The organism is Catellatospora tritici, from assembly GCF_019083965.1.
GTDB classification, from domain to species: domain Bacteria; phylum Actinomycetota; class Actinomycetes; order Mycobacteriales; family Micromonosporaceae; genus Catellatospora; species Catellatospora tritici.
This window is the reverse complement of the sequence record NZ_JAHRCY010000006.1, coordinates 239,966-262,610: the sequence shown is the minus strand read 5'-3', so window position 1 is coordinate 262,610 and position 22,645 is coordinate 239,966. Positions and strand designations below refer to the sequence as shown.

20 protein-coding genes are annotated in these 22,645 nt (G+C 71.6%); 11 read left to right on the top strand and 9 right to left on the bottom strand.

Going from position 1 to position 22,645, the window contains the following annotated elements; all coding sequences use genetic code 11:
• Positions 1-34 precede the first annotated feature (34 nt).
• Together KUA19_RS15925 and KUA19_RS15920 are read left to right on the top strand one after the other, a co-directional pair.
• Positions 35-940 carry a carbohydrate ABC transporter permease gene (locus tag KUA19_RS15925; protein WP_217396773.1) on the top strand — a complete coding sequence of 302 codons (906 nt, stop codon included), beginning with the start codon at positions 35-37 and terminating at the stop codon, positions 938-940.
• Positions 937-1,854 carry a carbohydrate ABC transporter permease gene (locus KUA19_RS15920; RefSeq protein WP_217396772.1) on the top strand — a complete coding sequence of 306 codons (918 nt, stop codon included), beginning with the start codon at positions 937-939 and terminating at the stop codon, positions 1,852-1,854. Before KUA19_RS15925 ends, KUA19_RS15920 begins: the two co-directional genes overlap by 4 nt.
• A 68-nt stretch (positions 1,855-1,922) precedes the next feature.
• Here the strand turns inward: KUA19_RS15920 and KUA19_RS15915 are convergent, their stop codons facing one another.
• Complete coding sequence (locus KUA19_RS15915; protein WP_217396771.1) at positions 1,923-2,960, bottom strand: LacI family DNA-binding transcriptional regulator; 1,038 nt, start codon at positions 2,958-2,960, stop codon at positions 1,923-1,925.
• 104 nt (positions 2,961-3,064) lie between these two features.
• Positions 3,065-5,947, bottom strand: a complete 2,883-nt coding sequence (locus KUA19_RS15910) for a polysaccharide lyase family 8 super-sandwich domain-containing protein (protein WP_217396770.1) — start codon at positions 5,945-5,947, stop codon at positions 3,065-3,067.
• Positions 5,948-6,231: 284 nt separating this feature from the next.
• Here KUA19_RS15910 and KUA19_RS15905 point away from each other — a divergent pair, with 284 nt between their 5' ends.
• Positions 6,232-7,731, top strand: a complete 1,500-nt coding sequence (locus KUA19_RS15905; protein ID WP_217396769.1) for a beta-N-acetylhexosaminidase — start codon at positions 6,232-6,234, stop codon at positions 7,729-7,731.
• Positions 7,732-7,864: 133 nt separating this feature from the next.
• Positions 7,865-8,911: a zinc-dependent alcohol dehydrogenase family protein gene (locus KUA19_RS15900; RefSeq protein WP_217396768.1), complete on the top strand. Its 1,047-nt coding sequence runs from the start codon at positions 7,865-7,867 to the stop codon at positions 8,909-8,911.
• A 48-nt stretch (positions 8,912-8,959) separates the two neighbouring features.
• Here KUA19_RS15900 and KUA19_RS15895 read toward each other — a convergent pair whose 3' ends face one another.
• The gene (locus KUA19_RS15895; RefSeq protein ID WP_217396767.1) at positions 8,960-9,289 is read right to left on the bottom strand and encodes a hypothetical protein; all 330 of its coding nucleotides are present in this window, start codon (positions 9,287-9,289) and stop codon (positions 8,960-8,962) included.
• A 181-nt stretch (positions 9,290-9,470) separates the two neighbouring features.
• Positions 9,471-9,800 carry a hypothetical protein gene (locus KUA19_RS15890; RefSeq protein ID WP_217396766.1) on the bottom strand — a complete coding sequence of 110 codons (330 nt, stop codon included), beginning with the start codon at positions 9,798-9,800 and terminating at the stop codon, positions 9,471-9,473.
• Between the two features lie 180 nt (positions 9,801-9,980).
• On the opposite strand from KUA19_RS15890, the gene KUA19_RS15885 reads away from it, so the two are divergent.
• Complete coding sequence (locus KUA19_RS15885) at positions 9,981-11,159, top strand: cytochrome P450 (protein ID WP_217396765.1); 1,179 nt, start codon at positions 9,981-9,983, stop codon at positions 11,157-11,159.
• A gap of 415 nt (positions 11,160-11,574) precedes the next feature.
• Here KUA19_RS15885 and bioD read toward each other — a convergent pair whose 3' ends face one another.
• Both bioD and KUA19_RS15875 read right to left on the bottom strand, forming a co-directional pair.
• On the bottom strand, positions 11,575-12,288 hold the full coding sequence (gene bioD / locus KUA19_RS15880) for a dethiobiotin synthase (RefSeq protein ID WP_217396971.1): 714 nt from the start codon (positions 12,286-12,288) through the stop codon (positions 11,575-11,577).
• 20 nt (positions 12,289-12,308) lie between these two features.
• Entirely contained in the window at positions 12,309-13,445 is a 1,137-nt protein-coding gene (locus KUA19_RS15875) for an 8-amino-7-oxononanoate synthase (protein WP_217396764.1), read from the bottom strand.
• A 70-nt stretch (positions 13,446-13,515) separates the two neighbouring features.
• Here KUA19_RS15875 and bioB point away from each other — a divergent pair, with 70 nt between their 5' ends.
• The gene (bioB, locus tag KUA19_RS15870) at positions 13,516-14,523 is read left to right on the top strand and encodes a biotin synthase BioB (RefSeq protein ID WP_217396763.1); all 1,008 of its coding nucleotides are present in this window, start codon (positions 13,516-13,518) and stop codon (positions 14,521-14,523) included.
• A gap of 16 nt (positions 14,524-14,539) precedes the next feature.
• Positions 14,540-14,734 carry a biotin synthase auxiliary protein BsaP gene (gene bsaP / locus KUA19_RS15865; RefSeq protein WP_217396762.1) on the top strand — a complete coding sequence of 65 codons (195 nt, stop codon included), beginning with the start codon at positions 14,540-14,542 and terminating at the stop codon, positions 14,732-14,734.
• A gap of 67 nt (positions 14,735-14,801) precedes the next feature.
• On the opposite strand, the gene KUA19_RS15860 is transcribed toward bsaP, so the two are convergent.
• Positions 14,802-15,725, bottom strand: coding sequence for a polysaccharide deacetylase family protein (locus KUA19_RS15860; RefSeq protein WP_254549445.1), 924 nt, complete (start codon positions 15,723-15,725; stop codon positions 14,802-14,804).
• A gap of 402 nt (positions 15,726-16,127) precedes the next feature.
• On the opposite strand from KUA19_RS15860, the gene KUA19_RS15855 reads away from it, so the two are divergent.
• The 4 genes from KUA19_RS15855 to KUA19_RS15840 all read left to right on the top strand — a co-directional run bounded on the left by KUA19_RS15855 (position 16,128) and on the right by KUA19_RS15840 (position 19,718).
• On the top strand, positions 16,128-17,699 hold the full coding sequence (locus KUA19_RS15855) for an aldehyde dehydrogenase family protein (RefSeq protein ID WP_217396761.1): 1,572 nt from the start codon (positions 16,128-16,130) through the stop codon (positions 17,697-17,699).
• 154 nt (positions 17,700-17,853) lie between these two features.
• Positions 17,854-18,210: a hypothetical protein gene (locus tag KUA19_RS15850; protein ID WP_217396760.1), complete on the top strand. Its 357-nt coding sequence runs from the start codon at positions 17,854-17,856 to the stop codon at positions 18,208-18,210.
• Positions 18,211-18,253: 43 nt separating this feature from the next.
• The gene (locus KUA19_RS15845; RefSeq protein WP_217396759.1) at positions 18,254-19,186 is read left to right on the top strand and encodes a hypothetical protein; all 933 of its coding nucleotides are present in this window, start codon (positions 18,254-18,256) and stop codon (positions 19,184-19,186) included.
• A 13-nt stretch (positions 19,187-19,199) separates the two neighbouring features.
• Positions 19,200-19,718 (top strand): hypothetical protein, encoded by a 519-nt coding sequence (locus tag KUA19_RS15840; protein WP_217396758.1) that lies wholly within the window; start codon positions 19,200-19,202, stop codon positions 19,716-19,718.
• A gap of 194 nt (positions 19,719-19,912) precedes the next feature.
• Here the strand turns inward: KUA19_RS15840 and KUA19_RS15835 are convergent, their stop codons facing one another.
• Both KUA19_RS15835 and KUA19_RS15830 read right to left on the bottom strand, forming a co-directional pair.
• Positions 19,913-21,400: a nitric oxide synthase oxygenase gene (locus KUA19_RS15835; protein WP_217396757.1), complete on the bottom strand. Its 1,488-nt coding sequence runs from the start codon at positions 21,398-21,400 to the stop codon at positions 19,913-19,915.
• A gap of 173 nt (positions 21,401-21,573) precedes the next feature.
• Complete coding sequence (locus KUA19_RS15830) at positions 21,574-22,632, bottom strand: GNAT family N-acetyltransferase (RefSeq protein WP_217396756.1); 1,059 nt, start codon at positions 22,630-22,632, stop codon at positions 21,574-21,576.
• Positions 22,633-22,645: the final 13 nt, after the last annotated feature.

The following is a 22,645-nucleotide window of genomic DNA, read 5'->3' as shown; positions in this document are numbered from 1 at the left end:
CCGCCGTCGTACCGCTTGAAAGGAGGTGCGCACCATGGCCGCATCCCGCTCCGGGCTCGCCCGCCGCCAGTACGGCGTGGCCACCCTGTTCGTCGCCCCGTTCTTCGTCCTCTTCTTCGTCTTCACGCTGGCCCCGATCGTGTACGGCGGCTGGCTCAGCCTGCACCGCGAGCAGACGTCGGGCCTGGGCTTCGGCGGTGAGCCGGAGCAGGTCTTCGTCGGGTTGGACAACTTCACCAAGGCGCTGACCAACAGCACCTTCCTGCACGGCTTCGCCACGGTCGGCCTCTACTGCGCGGTCTACATCCCGGTGATGATCGCCATCGCGATGGTGCTGGCGCTGCTGCTCGACTCGGCGTACGCCCGCGCGAAGCGCTTCTTCCAGCTCGCGCTCTACCTGCCCAACATCGTGCCCGGCCTGATCGCCGCGATGATCTGGGGTTACCTGTACACCCCGGGGCTCAGCCCCGTGATGCAGGCGCTGGAGCAGATCGGGCTGCCGTTCACGGTCACCTCCGACAGCGGTGCCGTCGGCGCGGTCGCCAACCTCGCGATCTGGGAGCACACCGGATACAACGTGATCATCTTCTTCGCGGCGCTGCAGGCGATCCCGCGCGAGGTGATCGAGGCGGCCACCGTCGACGGCGCGGGCCAGGTCCGCACCGCGATCTCGGTCAAGGCGCCGATGATCCGCGGCGCGGTGGTGCTGGCCGTGCTGTTCACCGTGATCGGCGCGATGCAGCTGTTCACCGAGCCGTTCATCGTCCGCGACACCGCGACCAGCATCGACATCGGCTGGACGCCCAGCATGTACATCTTCGACCTGACCCGGCACTACGACCTGGGCGGCGCCGCCGCGGCCTCGCTGATCCTCACCTTCGTGCTGGCCGTGGCCTCGTTCGCGGTCACCCGCTTCTCCCGGAAGGGCGCGACGCTGTGAGCACCTCGACGCTGACCCGTCCCGCGGCCGCCCCGCCGCTGGCCGCCCGCCCCGCCGGCCGCGCCCGCCGCGGCATGCCGCCGCTGCTGTCCAAGGGCATCGTCAACGGGGTGCTGATCGCCGCCACGCTGTGGACGATGCTGCCGCTGACCTGGCTGCTCGTGTCGGCCACCAAGAACTACGCCGACCTGTACCGGACCGGCGGATTCGAACTGGCCCGCGTCCGACTGTGGGAGAACCTGGTCACCCTGTTCACCTTCAGCGACGGGCTCTACCTGCGCTGGCTGGGCAACAGCTTCCTCTACGCCGGGGTGGGCGCGCTGGTCAGCGCGCTGATCTCGGTGCTGGCCGGGTACGCGTTCGACAAGTTCCGGTTCCCCGGCAAGGAGCGCTGGTTCGGGCTGGTGCTGCTGGGTGTGCTGGTGCCCAACGCGGTCACCGCCGTCCCGCTGTACCTGATGTCCTCGGACCTGGGACTGACCAACTCGTTCTGGGGCGTATTCCTGCCCGGCCTGGCCAGCCCGTTCGGGGTCTACCTGGGCCGGGTGTTCAGCCGGTCGTACGTGCCCGACGAGCTGCTGGAGGCGACCCGGGTCGACGGGGCGGGCGAGCTGCGTACGTTCTGGCAGGTGGCGTTCCCGCTGCTGCGGCCCGCGTTCGCGACGCTGTTCCTGTTCGGGTTCACCGCCGGGTGGAACAGCTTCTTCATGCCGCTGCTGATGCTGTCCGACCACCACCTGTACCCGGTCGGGCTGGGCCTCTACAACTGGCGGCAGACGCTGGGCACCGATCAGGACCTGTACTACCCGCTGCTGATGGTGGGTTCGCTGGTGGCCCTGGTGCCGCTGGTGGTGGCGTTCTTCGCGCTCCAGCGCCACTGGAAGTCGGGCCTCACGGCGGGTGCGGTCAAGTAGCCGCCACGGTCACACCGTCAAGAAGGGCACCTTCTTCTACGCAGAAGAAGGTGCCCTTCCTTCGTCTTTCAGATGAGGGGGCGGACCGAGTCGCGCATGGTGATGTGGGTGCCGAGCATGACGTGCTGGCGGGCCGAGCCGGTGCGCTGCAGCGCCAGTTTGACCGCCGTGCGCCCCAGCTCGTCGTGCGGCAGGTGCACGCTGGTCAGCGGCGTGGACAGGTCCTGCGCGAACGGGGTGTCGTCGTATCCGATGATCGAGACGTCGTCGGGGACCCGCTTGCCCGCCGCGCGCAGCGCCCGCATCGCCCCGGCCGCCACGTGGTCGTTGACGGCGAAGATCGCGGTGAAGTCGGTCCCGGCGGCCAGCAGCTCGTTGACGCGGTCGAAGCCGTACTCGGGGCCGAGGCTGGAGTGGTGGCTGACCAGCGCGGGATCGATCGTCGCCCCGAACGCGGTCATCGCCTTGCGGTAGCCGGTGTCGCGGGCGTCGAAGGTGGTGTTGCCGACGGTACCGCCGAGGAACACGATGCGACGGTGGCCCGCCGACAGCAGATGGCTGGTGGCGGCGTAGGCGCCGCCGACGTTGTCGTACTCGACGGTGATGGCGGGGAAGTCCGGCGACGGGGCGGGGCGGCCGCACAGCACCAGGCGGCTGTCGGCGTCCTCCAGCGCCTTGGCATAGCGGTGCATCCGCTCGCGGTAGTCGTCGTTCATGGTGACGCCGCCGACCAGGATGACGGCGTCGGCGTGCTGCTCGCGCATCAGCTTGACGATCTCGAGCTCGCGGTCGGGGTCGCCGCCGGTGGTGCAGACCAGGCAGAGCCGATCGGCCTCGGTGGCCTGCGCCTCGACGCCCGCGGCGATGTGCGCGTAGAACGGCGTGGTCACGTTGAACATGACGATGGCGACGACCTTCGACGTCGCGCCGGAGAGCGCGCGGGCGTGCGCGTTGACGACGTAGTCGAGGTCGCGGACGGCGCGCTGCACCCGGGTGCGCGTGGGCCCGGCGACCGGGTAGTCGCCGGAGAGCACGCGCGAGACCGTGGCCACCGACACCCCGGCGAGCGCCGCGACGTCGCGGATGGTGGGTCGCTTGGTGGTCATCAAAAACCCCAGTTGGTACGAGGACGAGCAGCGGAAACGGCTTGAGAAAGCGTTTACACTACTCGTCCTCCATCCCGGTGTCCACGCCCGGTCGGCCGGTCCCGTCAGCCGGTGACGACCTGCAGGAACGCCGGACGCGTGGTGTTGGTGCGACTGTTGACGATGGTCGCCCGCCCCGCGACCGCCTGCCACAGCCCGACCGTCGCCGTCTTGTCCCCCGCGTACTCCGCCCGCGCGAACGAGGTCACGTCCAGCGGGATCCAGTCGGCGACCTGGCACAGCGGGGCGGTGGACAGTTGCGCGCCCAGCGCCGGAGCGGTGTTCCAGGTGACGGTCGACTCCGACCAGCTGTCGGCGGCCACCGCGTACGCGCTGATGGTGGTGTGGGTGCCGATCGAGTCGGCGGTGTTGCCGCTGACCCAGAGCACCGCCCGCTTGGGCGCGGACGCGAGCCCGGACAGGTCGAACTTCAGGTAGGCCCGGCGGGCGTACCCGGTGCCGTCGTTCTTGATCTCCAGGGTGTTGCCGTTGAAGTTGGTGGTGGCGTAACTGCCGTCGCGCACGTGCGCGTCGGCGGTCGGGGCCAGGGTGACCAGCGCCCCGCCGGTGACGGCCGCGCCTGTGCCCAGCGTGATGGTGCGGCTGGCACCGAGGCTGCCGCCGGTCTCGACCACCAGCGTGACCGGGTTCAGGCCGATGACGCTGACCTGCGGGTCACCGGAGGCGGTGGCGTACCCGCCGCGGTTGATCGTCACCGTGATGGTGGTGGCGGTCCGGGTCGGGTCGGCCACCGACACCTTGAGCTGGCCGCCGGACTCGCGCAGCAGCACCGAGCAGGGTGCGCTGACCGTGATCGGTCCGGCGGTGCCCGCGGCGAAGAAGTTGGCCGCGGTGACGCCGGTCGCCGTGTCGCTGATCGCCTGCACCGAGCCGGAGTTGGCCAGGATGGACACGGTCGGGTTGGCGGCCCGGTTCGCGGTCGTGGCGGTGGTCGCGCCGGGCAGCAGGAGGTAGCTGTACGACGCGCCGGACGGGGTGGTGCCGTGGTCGAACCACATGGTCAGGTACTTGCGGCTGATCACGTCGGTGGTGCCGCCGGTGTTGATCTGCGACCAACTGCCGCTGCGCGTCTCGCGCAGCCCCTTGAACGTCGCCCCGCCGGGAAACACGAAGCCCGCGAAGGTGTTGTGCGCCCAGCTCGCGTTGGTGAAGGTGGCCGCGGAGCCGACCGTGGTCAGCTGCGGCGACCCGTCGACCGTGCAGGTCTGGGTGCCGGTGCCGCCGCCGAGGTTCCGGTTGTCGATGGTCGTCTCGATCGCGACGCCGTCGCCGGCGGTGATCCCCGCCCCCAGGCAGACGATGCTGTCGTCGAGGCAGAACCAGGACTTCTTCGCCTGCAGGGTCGACTGCAGGCTGCGGGTGTCCTGGCCGATCGCCGCGAACGTGCCGTCGGTGGCGCCGCCCACCCAGCTGGTGCCGGGGTCGGGCGAACCCCAGTCGCCGCCCGCACCGTCGGCCAGCGCCTTCTTCGACACGGTGGTGCCGGGCAGTCGGTACGGGTCGACGGTCGGCCAGAACGCGTCGGAGTACTGCCCGTTGCCCCAGCTGTCGCCCCAGCAGTAGAGCATTCCGTTGCTGGTGTGCCAGCCGCGCAGGTTCTCCCCGTTGCCGGTCTCGTAGTAGGTGGTGCGCGCCGAGCACAGGTTGAGCGAGGCGGCCCAGGTCGCACGGCGGTGCACGGCCCGGTCCATCGCGGCGAACAGTCTGTGGTTGACCGGCTCGGCGCCGGCGGTGATCGCGGCGTTGTCCCGTACCGCCAGGCAGGCGGCCAGGCCGGGGATGCTCATGGTCACGTCGTCGGCCAGGTTGCCCCAGTACTCGCGCTGGATCCAGCCTTTGACCGCCGACCGCCAGGCGGCGCCCTGGGCCGCGGGCGCGGCGTCGGCCATGCGCACGATGCTGGCGGTGACCGAGTGGCCGCGCACGTGGTCGTCTCCCTGGATGCCCAGCAGATCCTGGACGGACAGGCCGCGGCTGATCGCCCGGCCGCTGACGCCGTCCATCATCAGGCCGTTGAAGATGAACGGGAGCCAGGCCTTGTCGATGGCGTCGAACATGATCTGCTGGTTCGGGTCGCTCACCGCCCAGGTCGACCCGGCCAGCAGCGCCAGCATGCCGCCGAGACCGCCGACCAGTACCGAACCGTAGCTGCCCGCGTAGGGGACCACGCCGTGCTGGATGAAGGAGCCGTCGGTGTAGATGCCGTCGCCGGTGCGCACGTACTCGAACAGCGGAGACAGCCCGTCGCGGCCGGCCTGGACCTTGGTCGAGTTCTTGCCGAGGATGCCGCGGCGGACGAGCACGATGCAGACGTCGATGCGATTGGCGCCGGTGCTGGCGCCGCCGTTGAGCAGCGGCGAGGCGGCCGGAGTGAAGTGGTCGACCGCGGCGAGCCAGTTGCTGATCTGGGTGGCGGTCAGTGCGCTGTAGATCAGCGCCATGATGTCCAGCAGGGTCTGCGGCGACCCGATGTTCCAGTCCCACCAGTTGCCGTAGTAGGTGGTCGACGGGTTGAAGACCTTGCCGTGGAGGAAGTCCAGGCCGGTGACGACCTCGCCGAGCAGGGTGGCGTTGCCGGTCAGGCCGGTGCCGGGCTGCACGTAGGCCAGGGCCATGGTCTTGAGACGGGAATAGCTGTTGGAGACCGACGACGAGGTGCCCAGCGGCAGGTCGGGCCAGAGGTCGGCGGCGGTCGGGGTCATGCTGGCGCGCCGGGTCGACGCGCTGGCGCCGATGTTGGCCAGAACTGTGGCGTACGGCTGGGCGGTGGCGGAGAAGCCGGTGCCGGTGATCGAGTCGCGGTACCGCTGGCGCAGCGCGTCGAACTCGTCGGCGAACGCGGGGGCGGCGGGCAGGAGGGGCAGTGCGAGCACGCCGAGCGCACCGGCGCCGCCGGTCCGCAGGACGTCGCGACGGGACAGAACCATGGGGCCATCCTTTTTACGTCAGAGCTACGCCGATCTTTCGTAAACGTTTCCCCCCGATGAGTAGGCAGACAGTAGAGCATGTGCTCGCGCTCACACAAGCCTGTGGTGGTAACCGTTCTCTTCCGCCGCTCCTGGTTGGAGCCTCGCCTGCCCGAGACGCTCGTGCCCGCCGATCCGGATGTTCTTGACTACTGTTAACAAGGCGTACTACGGTGCGCACCCGGCAACAGAAACCGTTTTCTGAACGTTGACCTGCCGCAGCGCGGGTCCGAGGAGGAGCCGTCGTGCTGATCCCCCAGCCCACGTCGTACGCGTCCCGCCCCGGCGGATGGACGCTGACCGCCGACACCGCCGTCGACGCGCCCGCCGAGATCGCCGCGCTGCTGCGCGAACTGCTCACCCCCGCCACCGGCCTGCCGCTGCCGGACGGCCCCGGCGAACTGCGGTTCACCCTTGGCGGCGCCGCCCACCTGGGCGACGAGGGCTACACCCTGATCGTGGACGAGACCGGCGTCCACGCCACCGCCGCGTCGCTCGCCGGGCTGCGCTGGGCGGTGCAGGCACTGCGGCAGCTGCTGCCCGTCGCGGCGTACGCGACCGAGCCCGTGCCCGGCACCGCCTGGACCCTGCCCTACGTCGAGATCACCGACCGGCCCCGCTACCCGTGGCGCGGGATCATGATCGATGTCGGCCGCTGGTACAAGCCGATGTCGTGGCTGTACACGGTGGTGGACCTCATCGCCATGCACCGCATGAACACGCTGCACCTGCACCTCACCGAGGACCAGGGCTGGCGCTTCGAGGTACGCCGCCACCCCAGGCTGACCTCGGTGGGCGCCTGGCGCGCCGACTCCCCGGTCGGGCACGAGCACGACGGGCTGCGCGACGACGTGCCGCACGGCGGCTTCTACACCCAGGACGAGCTGCGCGACCTCGTCGCGTACGCGGCCCGGCGCGGGGTCACGGTCGTGCCGGAGATCGACCTGCCCGGCCACACCGTGGCCGCCGTGGCCGCCTACCCGGAGCTGGGCAACTTCCCCGAGGTCCAGCACGAGGTGGCCACCCGGTGGGGCATCCACGACCGGGTGCTCAACTGCGACGACGCGACCGTCCAGGTCATGCGCGAGGTGCTCGACGAGCTGGTCGACGTGTTCCCCGGCGAGCTGATCCACCTCGGCGGCGACGAGGTGCCGCCGCGCGAGTGGCTGGAGGGTGCGAGCGGCCGCGCCCGCATGGCCGAACTCGGCCTCACCGACCCCGAGGACCTGCTCGGCTGGTGGATCAACCAGCTCGCCGACCACCTGCGGGGCCACGGCCGCCGGGTCGTGGTCTGGGACGAGCTGGTCGGCCGGGGCGTACCCAAGGACGCGCTGATCATGGCCTGGCGCGCCCAGGACCGCGTGGTCGCCGCGCTGCGCGACGGCCACGACGTGGTCGCCACCCCGCAGAGCCACGTCTACCTGGACTACAACGAGTCGATGGCCGAGGGCGAGCCGCTGTCCATCGGCTTCGGCCCCACCCCGCTGTCCACCGTGTACGGCTACGACCCCGAGCCCACCGACGCCCCCGACAACGGCCACCGGGTGGTCGGCGTCCAGGGCAACCTGTGGGCCGAGTACCTGCCGACCCCGGCCCGCGCCGAGTACAACCTGCTGCCCCGCCTGTGCGCGGTGGCCGAGGCGGGCTGGGGCACCCGGGGCGACGAGGCGGAGTTCCGGCGCCGACTCGCCGCCCAGCTGCCTCGCTTCGACGCCATGGGCGTGACCTACCGCCCGCTCGACTGATCGACATATCCTGCTGACCACCGCGTCCCGGAGCCCCGGCGCGGTCGACTTCGCGCCCGCCCGGTGCGCCGACAGCACCGCGGGCGCGGCGGTCGGCCTCCAGGCCGACCGCACCCGGCGGGAGGATGGCTGTATGCGTGCGGTGGTCTACGACCGGTTCGGTGCGATGCCGCAGGTGCGCGAGGTGCCCGACCCGGTCGCCCCGCCCGCCGGGGCGGTGATCCGGGTCGAGGCGACCGGGCTGTGCCGCAGCGACTGGCACGGCTGGGTGGGCCACGACCCCGACATCGCGACCTTCCCGCACGTGCCCGGCCACGAACTGGCCGGGGTGGTGCACGCCGTCGGTGACGGAGTGCGGCGCTGGCAGCCCGGTGACCGGGTGACCGTGCCGTTCGTGTGCGGCTGCGGGTCGTGCCCGTCCTGCCGGGCCGGGGACCACCAGGTGTGCGAGCGGCAGACCCAGCCCGGGTTCACCCACTGGGGCTCGTTCGCGCAGTACACCGTGATCCATCACGCCGACGTGAACCTGGTGGCGCTGCCACCGGAGCTGTCGTACGCGGCCGCGGCGGCGCTGGGCTGCCGGTTCGCCACCGCGTACCGGGCGGTGACGGCGCAGGGCCGGGTCGCCCCGGGGGAATGGGTCGCCGTGTACGGCTGCGGCGGCGTCGGCCAGTCCGCCATCATGATCGCCACCGCGTACGGCGCCCGCGTCATCGCCGTCGACGTCTCCCCCGGCGCGCTCGCGCTGGCCCGCTCGCACGGCGCGGTCGCCGTGGTGAACAGCGCCGAGTCCGACCCGGTCGAGGCGATCCGCGAGCTCACCGGCGGCGGTGCGCACCTGACCGTGGACGCGCTGGGCAGTTCGGTGACCGCCACCGCCGCGATCCTCAGCCTGCGCCGCCGCGGCCGCCACGTGCAGGTCGGGCTGCTGCCCTCGGCGGTCGGCGACCCCGCCCTGCCGATGAGCCGCGTCATCGGCCACGAGCTGGAGATCCTCGGCAGCCACGGCCTGTCCCCCGACGACTACCCGGAACTGCTGCGGCTGGTGCTCGACCGGATCCGCCCCGACTCGCTGGTCACCGCGCGCATCCCGCTGTCGGGCGTCCCGGCGGCGCTGGCCGCGATGGGCGAACGCCCGCCCACCGGCATCACCGTCATCGAGCCCCAGCGCCCGGAGTGAGCCGAGCGCCGTCCCCCGGCCCGGGGAACGGCGCTCGAAGTGCGTGGATCAGCTGGGGATCCGGCGGCACACGGCGTTGTAGACCGGCGACTCGACCACGCTGCCGGTGGTCACCGTCGCCTTGAACGTGTAGCGCTGCCCGATCGTGCAGGCGGTCGAGACACTGGTCTTGTTGTCCCAGCTCGGGATGTAGACCCCGTTCAGGCTCCAGCGCACGCTGTCGGCGGGCGGGCCGTACAGCTCGCAGGCGATGTTGCCGTAGCCCGATTCGCAGCCGACGACGTGAGTCGCCGCCTGGGCGGGTGCGGCGCCGACCAGTGCCGCGCCGAAGGCCGCCAGGGCCACGCCCGCCCTGAGGACGGCAGAAGAGGTGCGCATCTATCCTCCACAGTGGATTCGATCATGCCGGAAGGCTCCGGCCCGCCCAGTATCGAGCAGCTCCGAGCGCCATTTCCATGTCTCTATGTAAATGTTTGCACAGGCATCGGTTCGGGGGGTGTCAACTCGCGGCCGGGCGACGCGACCCCGCTCCGATCCGTCCGGCGGCGACGACGGGGCGTCAGCGCCAGGCGCCCCGCCAGCACAGGATGCTGTACGCCGGCGTCTCGACCACGCCGCCGACCGTCACCGTGGCCTGGAACGTGTACCACTGGCCGCTGGTGCACGCGGTGGTGACGCTCAGCTTGCCGTCCCAGCTCGGGATGTAGGTCCCGTTCCGGCTCCACTGCACGCTGTCGAACGGGCCACCGCCCACCCCGCATTCGATGGTGCTGTAGCCGGACTCGCAGCCCACGGCGCTGGTCGCGTGGGCCGCGGTGGGAACGGCCAGCGCCGCGACGATGGCGGCCAGGGTCAGGCCGGCGCTGACGACGGCGGAAGAAGTGCGCATCGGTCCTCCACGGTGAGACTCGCGCCGGACGTCTTCCGGCACAGAGATATCGAATATCATGAGTCTCATCCCACATAGCGCAATGTAAATGTTTCGACAGCATCGGGTTCGGGTGTGGGCAGCCGCACCCGGCGCGACCTCCCCCAAGGTCGGCGCGGTGCCGCCTTGTACCGTGATCGGGTGCTGTTCCGGACCTGGGACCAGCCTCTACACGGGGCGGGTGACGCCACCGTCGAGGTGAAGGACCACGTCGGCGTACGCCACGTGGTGGTGACCCGGCCCGAAGTGATCAAATGGGTGCTGGCCGACCCCGACACGTTCCGCCCCGACAACGCGCTCGACGCGATCACGCCGATGCCGGTGAGCGCGATGCGCGTGCTGACGTCGTACGGCTTCCGGCTGCCGCCGACCCTGGCCAACAACGGCGGCGCCACCCACCCGGCCATCCGCGAGATCACCACCAGGGCGCTGCACCCCGCCCGCGTCGCCGAGCAGCAGCCGTGGCTCACCGGCCTGGTCCGCCGCCGCGTCGCCGCCCTGGCCGCGCGGCTGCGCACCGGCGAACCGGTCGACCTGTACGCCGACCTCGCCGCCGACCTGCCGCTACTGGTGCTGGCCCGCCTGGTCGACCTGCCCGCCGCCGACGCGGCCGTGGTCAAGCAGTTCTCCCGGGCCGCCCTCGAACTCTTCTGGGCCCCGCTCGACGCCGCCCGCCAGCTCGCCCTCGCCGACACGGTCGGCCGCTTCCACGCGATGCTGCGCGACTTCGCCGCCACCGCCGGAGGCATGGTCGGCGAGCTGCGCGAATACACCGCCGCCAACGGCCTGCACCGCGACACCCCGGTCGGGGCGCTGTTCTTCCTGCTGGTCGCCGGGCAGGAGACCACCTCGCAGTTCCTCACCCTGCTGCTGCACCGGCTGACCGGCGAACACGCGGTGCTGGACGGGCTGACCCGGGGCACGATCGCGATCGACGACGTGGTCGAGGAGGGCCTGCGGCTGGAACCGCCCATCCCGACCTGGCGCCGCGTCACCGCCCACGACACCGAACTCGACGGCCTGCCCGTCCCCCGCGGCCGCAGCATCGTCCTCTGGCTGGCCCACGCGGGCCGTCACGTGGCCGAACACCCCCACGACTTCGTCCCCGGCCAGCGCGGCTCCCGCCGCCACCTGGCCTTCGGCGCGGGCGCCCACCGCTGCGTCGGCGCCCAACTGTCCCGCATGGAAGCCGCCGTAGTGGTCGCCGAGACAGCCCCGCTGCTCCGCCGAGCCGAAGTCCTGCGCGCCCCCTGGTGCCCCGACAACCTCAGCTTCCGCATGCCCGACACCTTCACCATCCACCACCCCGCGTTGAGGTGAGGAAGGGCCCCTTCTTATCGCTTCACGTATAGGGAGGGCCCCTTCTTAACCCCGTCCGCATCGCGGCGTCGGGGCTGCGGTCGGCGACGCCGACAGCCCTGCTGCGGCCTCGCCCTGGTGGGCCGTCGGCGAAGCTGCAGTTTCGGCGAAAGTGCAGGAATCATGGTCGGAATTCGTGCAGTTTCCCCGAAACTGCACGACCCGACCAGCACCCGCTGACCGGCCGCGCCGTCGCGGCCGCCCAGCGGAGCACGACCACCCAGAAGCGGGGCGCGACCACCCACGAGCAGGGTGCGACCACCCGGGAGTGGGCTCCCACGATCGCGAGTTCCGTGGGATCACAGGTTCCGTGGGGTTAAGAAGGGGCCCTTCTACCTCGGAAAGCGATAAGAAGGGGCCCTTCCTTACCCCAGCGTCAGTCTTCGTCGGGTTCGGCGAGGAGGCGGGGGTCGTCGCAGGTGCCGTGGAGGGTGGGGTGGAGCCACTCGGGGGCGCTGCGGCGGAAGACGCCGGGGTCGATGGCGCCCGCGCCGTCGGGGAGCAGGCCGTACAGGTCGTCGGGCAGATCGGCCAGGTTGGTGTAGTGGACCAGTTCGGGGCGGCCGGGCCAGGCGCCGAGCACCGGGTACGCCCGAATGCTGCGGCGGGCCATCGCCTCCAGGGTCAGCGCGGTGTGGTTGAGCGTGCCCAGCCCGGCCCGAGCCACCAGGATCGCGGGCGCCGACAGCGCCACGGCCAGATCGGCCAGCGTCCACTGGGAGCCGCCGGGGTGCGCGCCCATCGGCACCAGCAGCCCGCCCGCGCCCTCGACCAGGGTCAGGTCGTGTTCGGCGGCGACGGTCTTGACCCGGTCGATGACTTCGAACATGTCCGGCGGATCGAGCTGTGCGACGCGGGCGGCGGCCGTCGGCGCGAGCGGGTCGGGGAACTCGTGCAGCGTGACGACCGTCGCCGGGGCGGCGAGGCGACTCACGATCTCCATGTCGGAGACCTCGCCGTAGGCCGGGTCCACACCGGTCTGCGCCGGTTTGACCACGCCGACGCGCAGCCCGGCCGCGCTCGCGGCGGCGGCCACCGCCGCGGTGACGATGGTCTTGCCGACCCCGGTGTCGGTGCCGGTGACCAGCACGATTCCCCGTAGCGCCGTGCTCACGGCCGTACCTCCACGATGATCTCCAAAGCCCGCGCGAACTGCTCGGCCGGGACGCCGGCGTTGACGGTCAGGCGAAGCCGTGACCCCTGGTCCGGGGTGGACGGCGGGCGGAAGCAGCCGACCGCCACGCCCTTGTCCCGGCAGGCCAGAGCCCAGGCCCAGGCCTGCTCGGCTGAGTCGGCACGCACCGACACGACGCCGCCGGCCGGGTCGGTGACCGCCAGGCCGGACGCGCGCAGCGTGTCGCGGATCTGCCGCGCGCGCTCGTGCAGCGTAGCCCGCAGGTCGTCGCGGGTGGCGGATAGCGCCAGCGCGGCGGCGACACCGGCGGTCACGGCGGGGGGCAGGGCGGTGTCGAAGATGAAGGTACGGCCGGTGTCGATCAGGTGCCGGATCAGCGCCTGCGGACCCGCGACCACGCCGCCCGCGCCGCCCAGCGCCTTGGACAGGGTGGCGGTGACGACGACGTCGGGCTCGCCCGCGATCCCGGCGGCGACCACGCCACCGGCGCCGGACGGTCCGATCACGCCGAGGCCGTGCGCGTCGTCGACCAGCAGGAGTGCGTTGTGGGCGCGGGCGACGGCGTGCAGTTCGGGTAACGGGGCCAGGTCGCCGTCGACGGAGAAGACGGATTCGGTGAGGACCACGGCGGGGCGGCCCGGGTGGGCGGCGAGCACCGCGGCGGCGGCGGCGGGGGCGGCGTGGTCGAAGACGACCGTCTCGACACCGGCCAGGCGGCAGCCGTCGATCAGGGACGCGTGGCAGTGGGCGTCGCAGACCAGCAGCGTACGCGGCTGGGACAGGGCCCGGACCACACCGAGGTTGGCCAGGTAGCCGCTGGAGTAGACCAAAGCGTGGTCGGTGCCGAGCCGGTGGGCGAGCGCGTCTTCCAGCGCCGTGTGCGCGTCGGTGCTGCCGCGGACCAGGCGGGAACCGGTGGCGCCGAGGCCGTACTCGGTCAGGGCCTGGGCGGCCGCGGCCAGCACCTCGGGATGCCGGGACAGGCCCAGGTAGTCGTTGCCCGCGAGGTCGGTCATCGTGTCGCCGCCGTCACGCGGGCGCAACTCACGCCGCAGTCCGGCGCGTTCGCGCAGCTCCGCCTTACGACGCAGAGTGCTCAGCCAGTCGCCCATCAACCCAACTCATCCACGTATCGCTCGGCCTTCGGCAGACCCGCCCTGGCCGCGTTGGTAGGGTACGCCCATGTCCACCAGCTCTTCATCCGTGCTCGACCGTGCTCGCACCCGTGTCCTCGAACAGGGGCTCGGATTGGAGGAGGCGGACATCCTCGCCGTCCTCCAGCTGCCCGACGCGGACATCCCGGCCGCCCTGCAGCTCGCCCACGAAGTGCGCATGCGCTGGTGCGGCCCCGAGGTCGAGGTCGAGGGGATCGTGTCGCTGAAGACCGGCGGCTGCCCCGAGGACTGCCACTTCTGCTCCCAGTCGGGCCTGTTCTCCTCACCGGTGCGCTCGGTGTGGCTGGACATCCCGTCGCTGGTCGAGGCGGCCCGGCAGACCGCGGCCACCGGGGCCAGCGAGTTCTGCATCGTCGCCGCCGTGCGCGGTCCGGACGCGAAGCTGATGAAGCAGATGCGCGACGGGGTCGCCGCGATCAAGGCGGCCGTGGACATCAACGTGGCCGCGAGCCTGGGCATGCTGTCCCAGGAGCAGGTCGACGAGCTGGTCGACATGGGCGTGCACCGGTACAACCACAACCTGGAGACCTGCCGGTCGTACTTCCCGAACGTGGTCACCACGCACTCCTGGGAGGAGCGCTGGGGCACCCTGAAGATGGTGCGCGACTCCGGCATGGAGGTCTGCTGCGGCGGCATCATCGGCCTGGGCGAGACGCTGGAGCAGCGCGCCGAGTTCGCCGCGCAGCTGGCCGAGCTGGAGCCGGACGAGGTGCCGCTGAACTTCCTGAACCCGCGGCCGGGCACCCCGCTGGGCGACCAGCCGGTGATGGACCCCAAGGACGCGCTGCGGGCGATCGCGGCGTTCCGGCTCGCGCTGCCGCGCACCATCCTGCGGTACGCGGGCGGCCGCGAGATCACCCTCGGTGACCTGGGCACGCGTGACGGCCTGCTCGGCGGCATCAACGCGGTGATCGTGGGCAACTACCTGACCACGCTGGGCCGACCGGCGACCGCCGACCTGGACCTGCTGACCGAGCTGAAGATGCCGGTCAAGGCCCTGTCGGCGACGCTGTAGCCGCATCGGAGTGGCCATGACCGAGACGACGGTGACGTACTGCGACCGCTGCGGTGAGGACACGGCGGCGGTCGACCATGCGGCGTGCCGGGCGGCGCGGGAGCTGGAGCCGCCGCGCTACTGCACGCACTGCCGCCGCCGGATGAAGGTGCAGGTGGTCCCCACCGGGTGGACGGCTACCTGCTCCGTGCACGGATCCCCCGCCGCCTGAGCCCACACGGGCGTGAAGAAGGGCCCCTTCCACATCGCATTGCGACAAGAAGGGGCCCTTCCTCACGTCAGGGCAGGGGGGTTTCGACGGGGAGGCCGATCAGTTCGAAGCGGGCCTTCAGCCAGGGCAGCAGCGTGCGGTACGCCGTGATCGTGTCCGGCTTGCCGTTGTCGTGGGACAGGATGATCGAGCCCGGCCGCACGCTGCCCTCGACGGACGAGATGACGTGGCGCACCATCGCCGAGCCTCTGCCGTACGACGAGGAGTCCCAGTCGCGCGGGTCCACGTGCCAGTAGATCGACGTCATGCCCAGGTCCTTGGCGACCTGCACCATCTCGGTGGTGAAGTTGCCGCCGGGGGCCCGGAAGTAGGCGATCTTGGCGTCCGGCACCGTCTTGTGGATGGCGTCGTTGGTGGCCTTCAGGTCCTTGAGCATGTAGTCGTGGCCGCGCTTGCCCAGGTCGGTCAGGTGCTGCCAGGAGTGGTTGCAGAGGGTGTGGCCCTCCTCGTAGATCCGGCGCACCAGGTCCGGCCGGTCCCGGGCCCGGAAGCCGACCAGGCAGAACGTCGCCTTGACGCCGCACTGCTTGAGCAGGTCGAGCATCTTCGGGGTGTTGATCGGGTCGGGTCCGTCGTCGAAGGTCAGCGCGACCGCGTCGGTGCCGGTCTTGAGGATGGACCCGGCGGGGCCGTTGCCGGTGGCACGGGGCTTGCTCTGCGTGGCCGTACCGGTGCAGGAGATGGGTCCGGTCGGCGCGGTCGTCTTCGGCGGCTTCGGGCTCGGCGCGCGGGTGGGCGACGGTGACGGCTTCGGGCTCGGCGAGGCACTCGGCGACGGGGAGGGCGAAGGCGACGGGGAGTCGGAGGGGGAGGGGGCCACGGAGGCTGAGGGTGCCGTGGCGCTCGGCGAGGCGACCGGGTCCTTGGTCGAGGTGCACCCGGCCAGGCCGAGCAGCAGGACGACCGCGGACACCGCGATGCGACGGCGCATGGCGGGACTCCAATGAGCAGGGGTGCAAAGCAGGGGTGCAAAGCAGGGGTGCAAAACGGGTGAAGCGGGGTGACGCGGGGGTGCGGTGCCCCGACGATAGACCATCTGGTCGCGCTGCGCAGTGGCCCGATTGCCCCGAAGTGATCCGCCCGACTCACCCCGAAAAGTCCAGACCAAAGGCTCAACCAGGGGGTACGGCCACAAGCCGCCGCTCGGGGCCACATGTTACCCGGCGGTAGGAATCCGAGAGGTTTGTCACGCGGGCCGCACATCGGTGCAGGTCAACGCCATCGGTTGGATCGCGGGAGAGGAATTTCTCATTGCCCGTGCCGCGCGGGCGGCGGCAGAGTACCGACCAACTCGCGGCCCGGCCGGCGCCGCGGGCTCAATGAGGAGGACCGGATGGCACTGCAGCTCGCCCACGGCACCGACTGGAGCACGACTCTCGCCCGCGCCGTCGCCGCCACACCCGAGGCGTTCGACTCCGCAGCGGGCTCGGCCACCCTGCGCAACCTGATCCAGGGCGACTGGCGGCCGATCGGTCGCCCCAGCCCGCTCACCACCGGCGTCGACGGCAGCACCCTGGCGAACCTGTCCCGTTTGGACGCCGAGACCGCACTGACCGCCGTACGCCACGCGGCCGCCGCCCACCGCGACTGGGCCGCCACCCCGCTGCCGGAACGCAAGGCTCGCGTCGTGGCGGCGCTGGACGCCCTCACCGAGCATCGCGACCTGCTGGCCATGCTCCTGGTCTGGGAGATCGGCAAGCCCTGGCGGCTGGCCCGCGCCGACGTCGACCGGGCCCTGGACGGCGTGCGCTGGTACGTCGACCAGATCGAGCGCCAGACCGCCGGACGCGAACCGCTGCCCGGCCCGGTCAGCAACATCGCCTCCTGGAACTACCCGATGTCGGTGCTGGTCCACGCCGAGCTGGTGCAGCTGCTGGCGGGCAACGCGGTCATCGCCAAGACCCCGTCGCAGGGCGGCGCGGTCTGCCTCACCGTCGCGCACGCGCTCATGCACCGGGCCGGGCTGCCGGTCGCCCTGCTGTCTGGCGGTGGCGAGGAGCTGTCCGAGGTGCTGGTACGCGCGAGCGAGATCGGCGCGGTCGCCTTCGTCGGCGGCCGCTCCAACGGCGGCAAGGTCGCGGCGGCCCTGCTCGACACGGACAAGCGCCACATGATCGAGCAGGAGGGGCTCAACGCCTGGGGCGTCTGGGAGTTCTCCCAGTGGGACTCGCTCGCCGGGCACCTGCGCAAGGGCTTCGAGTACGGCAAGCAGCGCTGCACCGCATACCCGCGGTTCGTGGTGCAGCGGGATCTGGTCGACGACTTCCTCGACGTGTACCTGCCGGTGGTCAAGTCGATCCGGTTCGGCCACCCGCTGGCCGTGGACTCCCCCGGCGACGCCCTGCCGGAGCTGGACTTCGGGCCGCTGATCAGTGCGGCCAAGGCCGAGGAGCTGCACCGTAAGGTCGACGAGGCGATCAGGGCGGGCGCCGTGCCGCTGCACCGGGGCAAGCTGTCCCGCGGCCGCTTCCTCGACGGCCAGACTGTCGGATCAAAAGCGCTCTCGGCGTACGTCGCTCCGACCGCGCTGCTCGCGCCGCCCGGCCGGTCGCGGCTCATGCACGCCGAGCCGTTCGGACCGGTCGACACGATCGTCGTCGTCGACACCGAGGAGGAGCTGCTGGCGGCGATGAACGCCTCCAACGGCGCCCTGGTCGCGAGCCTGGCCTGCGACGACGAGGAGCTGGCGGGCAAGCTGGCGAGCGACCTGCAGGCGTTCAAGGTCGGGATCAACAAGCCGCGCTCGCGCGGCGACCGCGAGGAGCCGTTCGGCGGTCGCGGTGCCTCCTGGAAGGGCGCCTTCGTCGGCGGCGACCTGCTGGTGCAGGCCGTCACCACGGGCGGCGCCGACGAGCGCCTCTACGGCAACTTCCCGCAGTGGTCGGCCCTGCCCCCCAACGTCTGAGTCGGATCCGCGCCCCCGCCCGCCCGGCGGGGGCGCGACTCTCCGACCAGATCGGACAGTGACGGCAGCCTGCCACCGGGCAGGGCCGTGCGAACGCGGCCGATCCACTAACGTGAGCGCATCGATCGGTGCACTCGGCGGGGAGGAGATGCGCATGCCCGACCACGGGCGTGATCTCGGGGCGGATCTGTTCCGGTTGTACACAATGGCCAAGACCAACCTGCCGGACGTGGCGGTCGAGTATGCCGATGCCGCCGCTTTCGTGAGCGACACCGACGTCGGACTGTCGGCCGCGTTCACCCGGCCCGCACAGTTCGGCGGTCCGCAGGGTCCGGCCTATCGGTCGTGGACCGAGTTGCGCGACACGGTGCACCGGTTTCTCTCCGACACCGACGAGAACCTCGACGAGACCGCGCAAGCGCTGCTGCTGGCGGCCGATACGTATGCCGGGACCGACTACGCCGCCAAGGTGGAGTTCGAGCGGCTGAAGCGAGAGAGCAGGGTGCCGTGACGGCCACCGGTCGGGCGCACCACCACGCGCGAGGGGGACGACGGTGAGCTTCGAGCAGCTCATGCAGCACGCGACCGACATCGGCAACAAGGCCTTCAAGGAGGGCCTCGGGGAGCTGATGGCGACGCAGTCGCCCTCGCTCGTCGCCCAGGAGCAGCCGAAACTCATCGAGCGCTGCTACGGCGAAGTGCCGCGGCTGTTCCAGCCGTTCAGCCAGATCCCGGATCCGGCGTCGTACACCCCGGCGATCGAGACGCTCAAGCGCGCGCTGGCCAAGCTCAGTACCGGCCAGGACACCCGCGACCCGATCTCCACCAACGGCGCCAACTACTACGCCAACCCGGTGCTCGACAAGATCAGCGGCTCGGAGTCGTACATCGAGTCGTGGACCGGCAAGGCCGCGATGGAGTTCAAGACCAACTTCATCGACCCGTTCCCGTCGGTGGCCCGCAACCAGTTCATCCTGGTCTCGGCGCTGAAGGCCGCGCTCGAGGCCGAGCAGGCCATGTGGGCGGCGGCACGCAAGGACATCGACCAGATCGCCGAGAACACGCTCAAGGCGCTCGACGCCATGGACGACTGCACGTCCAAGGAGTGGGCGGTCACGTTCACGGCGGCGGCAGCCATCACCGGCATCCTGCTCACGATCCCCACCTTCGGCGGATCGGCGGCCCTGGCGATCACGATCTCGACGGTCGGCGCGGCCGCGTGGGTGGCCGCGGCGCTGCCGCCCAGCCCGCCGGAGCTGACCATCTCCGGCGACGAGACCAACGCCGTGCTCGACTCGATGCACACCGCCGTCAACAAGGCGAGCGAGGTCATCAGCGAGACCGAGCAGCGGATCGCCAAGGCGCTGGAGAACATCCTCGACGCCGTGCACGGCCACCGCGACTACTTCGTCGCGCCGCGACCGGCCCTGGTCGGCGCGACCCGGCAGAACATCATGAACCCCGAGTACATGGGCTACTCCGACTGAAGGCGGTGCGCACGTGGGCGAGTTGGCCGACCGGCTCGACGGGCTGCGGATGAGCGTCCGCGCCCCGAACGGCGAGATCACGGTCGAACTGACCGGCCGTCACGAGCTGCGGCTGGCGTTCGCACCCGGGTACTACGACCGTGCGTCCGAACACGACCTGGAGCCGCAGCTCACGGCGGTGTGCCGGTTGCTGTGGGTGGCCCGTATCCGGGAGGTCGAGGCTGCCGTCAGCGAGTCGGGCGGGTGGACCGTGCGCGCGTCGAGCGCCCAGAGTCCCGCCGCGCAGGCCTACTACCAGGGCCTGGAGGCGATCGAGGCCCGGGGCGCCAGCGCCGACGGCAGTGTCGAGGTCGTCGCGACGCGCGGCATGCGCGAATGGGGCGTACGGATCACCGCCGGCACGCTGCGTCGCCTCAAGGAGGCCGAGTTCGCGGTGTGCGCCGCCGAGGCCGCCGACAGCCTGATCCGCGACCAGCTCGACAAGGTGCGCAGGCTCCGGCTCGAGGTGTACCGCCCGGAGCTGGTCGCGTGACGGCCCGTCCGCCGGTGGATGCGCTGTCGCCGTCGGCGGCCCCGCTCGTGCCCTGCGCCCGAGGCGAATACGGTGCGGAGCTCACACGGGTGGGGTTGTACGCACAACCCCACCCGTGTGAGCTCACGTGACAACCTGCCGCTGAAGCGAGCGCGCGGCCAGGCAGCCAGCGCTGGGGGCGCTCGCGGATGCGGTCAGCCCAGGAGGCGGCGCAAGCCGCGCTTGCGGGGTGGCGCCGCGACCACGACCGCACCCGGCGCCGCCGCTTCGCTCGGGCCCGAGGCCAGGACCGATGGGCCAGGTGCCGCCGACCGGACCCCGACCAGAGCCGACACGCCGGTCGCGGCGGCCACCGGTGACGCGGTTGGTGACGCGGTTGGTGACGTCGCCGGCGCCGTGGCGGGTGCCGTGGCGGAGCGCTCCTCGGCGGCGAGGGTGGACTGGCCGGTGACCGGGCAGCGGGCGGAGCCGGACGCGGTGCGCTGCGCGGGAATCGTCGGCGCCGACTGCGGCTGCGGCTGCCACGGGCAGCGGGCGGCGCGGTCGAGGTAGAAGTTCGGCCGCTGGTCCACCTCGGGGTAGTACTGGTGGAAGATCGGACTGAGGCCGCCCGACAGCGGCGGGACCAGCCAGCTCCAGTCGCCCGGGGTCTGGCGGCCCGCCTTGCGCTCCCGCTCGACGTGGGTCAGGAACAGCTTCGACTCGCTGTGGTGGTCGGTCATTCGCACCCCGGATCGCTCGAACGACCACAGCACCGCCCGGTTGAGTTCGAGCAGCGCCCGGTCCCGCCACAGCGTCGTCTCGCTGCTGGTGTCCAGGCCCAGCCGGGCCGCGATGACGGGGATCTGGTCGTACCGGTCGGCGTCGGCGAGGTTGCGTGCCCCGATCTCGGTGCCCATGTACCACCCTGAGAACGGCGCCAGCGGGTAGTCCACCCCGCCGATGGACAGCCGCATGTTCGAGATCGCCGGTACGGCGTGCCAACGTAGGCCCAGCTCGGCGAACCAGCCGTACTCCGGGTGGGCCAGCGGCACCTCCAGCACCGCCGACTCGGGCAGCTCGTAGAGGCGCGGCTCGCCGTCGCCGGTCTGCAGCACGACCGGCAGCAGGTCGAAGGCGCTGCCCTTGCCGGTCCAGCCCAGCTTCGTCACCGCGGCGGTGAACTGCTCGTACTGCGGGTCGCCGATCAGGGCGCCGTCCTTGCGGTGTCCGGCGTACCGGATGAGCTGGTCGTTCCAGACCCGGGTGATCGGGCGCCCGGGGACCGACTGTCCGAAGATCGAGATGGTGGCGCGCAGTCTGCCCCGGGTGTGCCCGTCGCCGGTGGCCAGGTGCAGGTGGGTGACGAGGTCGTCGAAGATCTGGTCCGCGCCGCGGTGGGTGCGTCGGTCCAGCACGCTCAGGCTGCGCCAGTAGACCCGGCCGATGCAGCGGCTGGCGTTGCGCCAGGCCATCCGGGCCCCGTGCACCAGCTCGGTATGGGTGTGCGTGTACGTGCCGAGGGCGTCGATCTGTTCGCGCACCGCCGCCAGCCGGGGCTCGACCGGCCCCAGTTTCGGCAGCTCGGCATAGCAGGCGCGCAGGAAATCCTCGGCTTCGGCGAAGTCGACGGGCCGGTCCGGATCCCACTCGGTCGGTGGCGCGTCACGGTATCCGGTCGGCGGCGTGTGAGGGGCGCTCATGAGTGAATGCTTGACCGGGAGCAAGCAGGGCGATCGCACAATGTGTGCGACCGCCTACGTAAGTGCAGGGTACCGACCCCCAAGATCGCGCATGTTGCCGGGCAATGGGGCGAGCCGACCGCCAAGATACGCCCGATTGCCCGGCAACATGGATGACCTTGTGATTGGGGGGGTCAGGGTCGTGGGGACGATAGGGCCGAGAACTCGGCCACCGCGATGGTGGCGCTGAGCAGGGTGCCGTCGCGGTCCAGGCGGGACGGTCGGGGCAGCCGCCGCATGGTGCGCAGCATGGCGTCGTTCTCGGCGTGCGTGTGCAGGGTGACCGAGCGGAACCCGGACGGCCCCGCCAACCCGACCAGCCGCCGCAACAGCGCGGTGCCGATACCGCGGCGCTGCCAGCCGTCCTCCACCAGGAGTGCGATCTCGGCGGTCTCGCCCTCGCCGACCAGGTTGGCCACGGCCACCACGTGCGGGTCGCCGTCGGCGCCGATGGTCTCGGCGACCATGGTGCAGCCCCGCGCCGGGGTGAGCAGTCGCGCCAGCCGACTACGGCCCGGACCCCGGGTGCCGCAGAGATAGCGCAGGTAGAGGCTGCGGTCGCCGCAGCGGCCGTGCATCTCGTCGACCGCGGACAGGTCGTGCGCGCCCGCGGGGCGCAGCGAGACCTCGGTGCCGTCGGGCAGCAGCATCGTGGCGGCGGCCAGGCGCCGGGTCAACGCGGCCCGGCACACCTCGACCAGGGCCTGCGCCCGCGCGAACTCGGCCGGGGTGAACGCGGGGGCCAGCCGGGTGGCGACCAGCGAGCCACCGTCGGTGCACGGGTCGGGCAGCCGCATGGTGGTGTCGGAATGCCCACTGACGGTGGCGCCGCCCTGTTCCCGGCGGACCAGGCTGCCGCCGAGCAGCGCGGTCAGCGCCGTGGGCAGCGACTCGGGGTCGGCGGCCAGGCGGGCGGCCAGGGTCAGGGCCTGGGTGGGCGGGTCGATCAGGCCGTACGCGTCGGTGCGGCTCACCCAGGCGTCGCGCCCCCGGCCGCGCTCGATGGCGGCCAGCAGTTCGGCCTCGGTCATCGCGTCGGGCGCGTCCACGACCAGGTCGTCCACGGCACCGGACTCGGTCGTGAGCACCTGCACGGCGAGGATGTTGACCGAACGCAGCGCCAGGCTCGCCGTCAGCACCGCCAGAAACCCGGGACGATCGTCGACGGTCGCCCGCACCCGCCACAGCGCCATGACCCGCTCCTTC

Coding starts and splice junctions, on each gene's coding strand:
- KUA19_RS15925 (WP_217396773.1), top strand. CDS start 35: ATGGCCGCATCCCGCTCCGGGCTCGCCCGCCGCCAGTACGGCGTGGCC.
- KUA19_RS15915 (WP_217396771.1), bottom strand. CDS start 2,960: ATGACCACCAAGCGACCCACCATCCGCGACGTCGCGGCGCTCGCCGGG.
- KUA19_RS15910 (WP_217396770.1), bottom strand. CDS start 5,947: ATGGTTCTGTCCCGTCGCGACGTCCTGCGGACCGGCGGCGCCGGTGCG.
- KUA19_RS15900 (WP_217396768.1), top strand. CDS start 7,865: ATGCGTGCGGTGGTCTACGACCGGTTCGGTGCGATGCCGCAGGTGCGC.
- KUA19_RS15895 (WP_217396767.1), bottom strand. CDS start 9,289: ATGCGCACCTCTTCTGCCGTCCTCAGGGCGGGCGTGGCCCTGGCGGCC.
- KUA19_RS15890 (WP_217396766.1), bottom strand. CDS start 9,800: ATGCGCACTTCTTCCGCCGTCGTCAGCGCCGGCCTGACCCTGGCCGCC.
- KUA19_RS15875 (WP_217396764.1), bottom strand. CDS start 13,445: ATGGGCGACTGGCTGAGCACTCTGCGTCGTAAGGCGGAGCTGCGCGAA.
- bioB (WP_217396763.1), top strand. CDS start 13,516: ATGTCCACCAGCTCTTCATCCGTGCTCGACCGTGCTCGCACCCGTGTC.
- bsaP (WP_217396762.1), top strand. CDS start 14,540: ATGACCGAGACGACGGTGACGTACTGCGACCGCTGCGGTGAGGACACG.
- KUA19_RS15860 (WP_254549445.1), bottom strand. CDS start 15,725: ATGCGCCGTCGCATCGCGGTGTCCGCGGTCGTCCTGCTGCTCGGCCTG.
- KUA19_RS15855 (WP_217396761.1), top strand. CDS start 16,128: ATGGCACTGCAGCTCGCCCACGGCACCGACTGGAGCACGACTCTCGCC.
- KUA19_RS15850 (WP_217396760.1), top strand. CDS start 17,854: ATGCCCGACCACGGGCGTGATCTCGGGGCGGATCTGTTCCGGTTGTAC.
- KUA19_RS15835 (WP_217396757.1), bottom strand. CDS start 21,400: ATGAGCGCCCCTCACACGCCGCCGACCGGATACCGTGACGCGCCACCG.
- KUA19_RS15830 (WP_217396756.1), bottom strand. CDS start 22,632: ATGGCGCTGTGGCGGGTGCGGGCGACCGTCGACGATCGTCCCGGGTTT.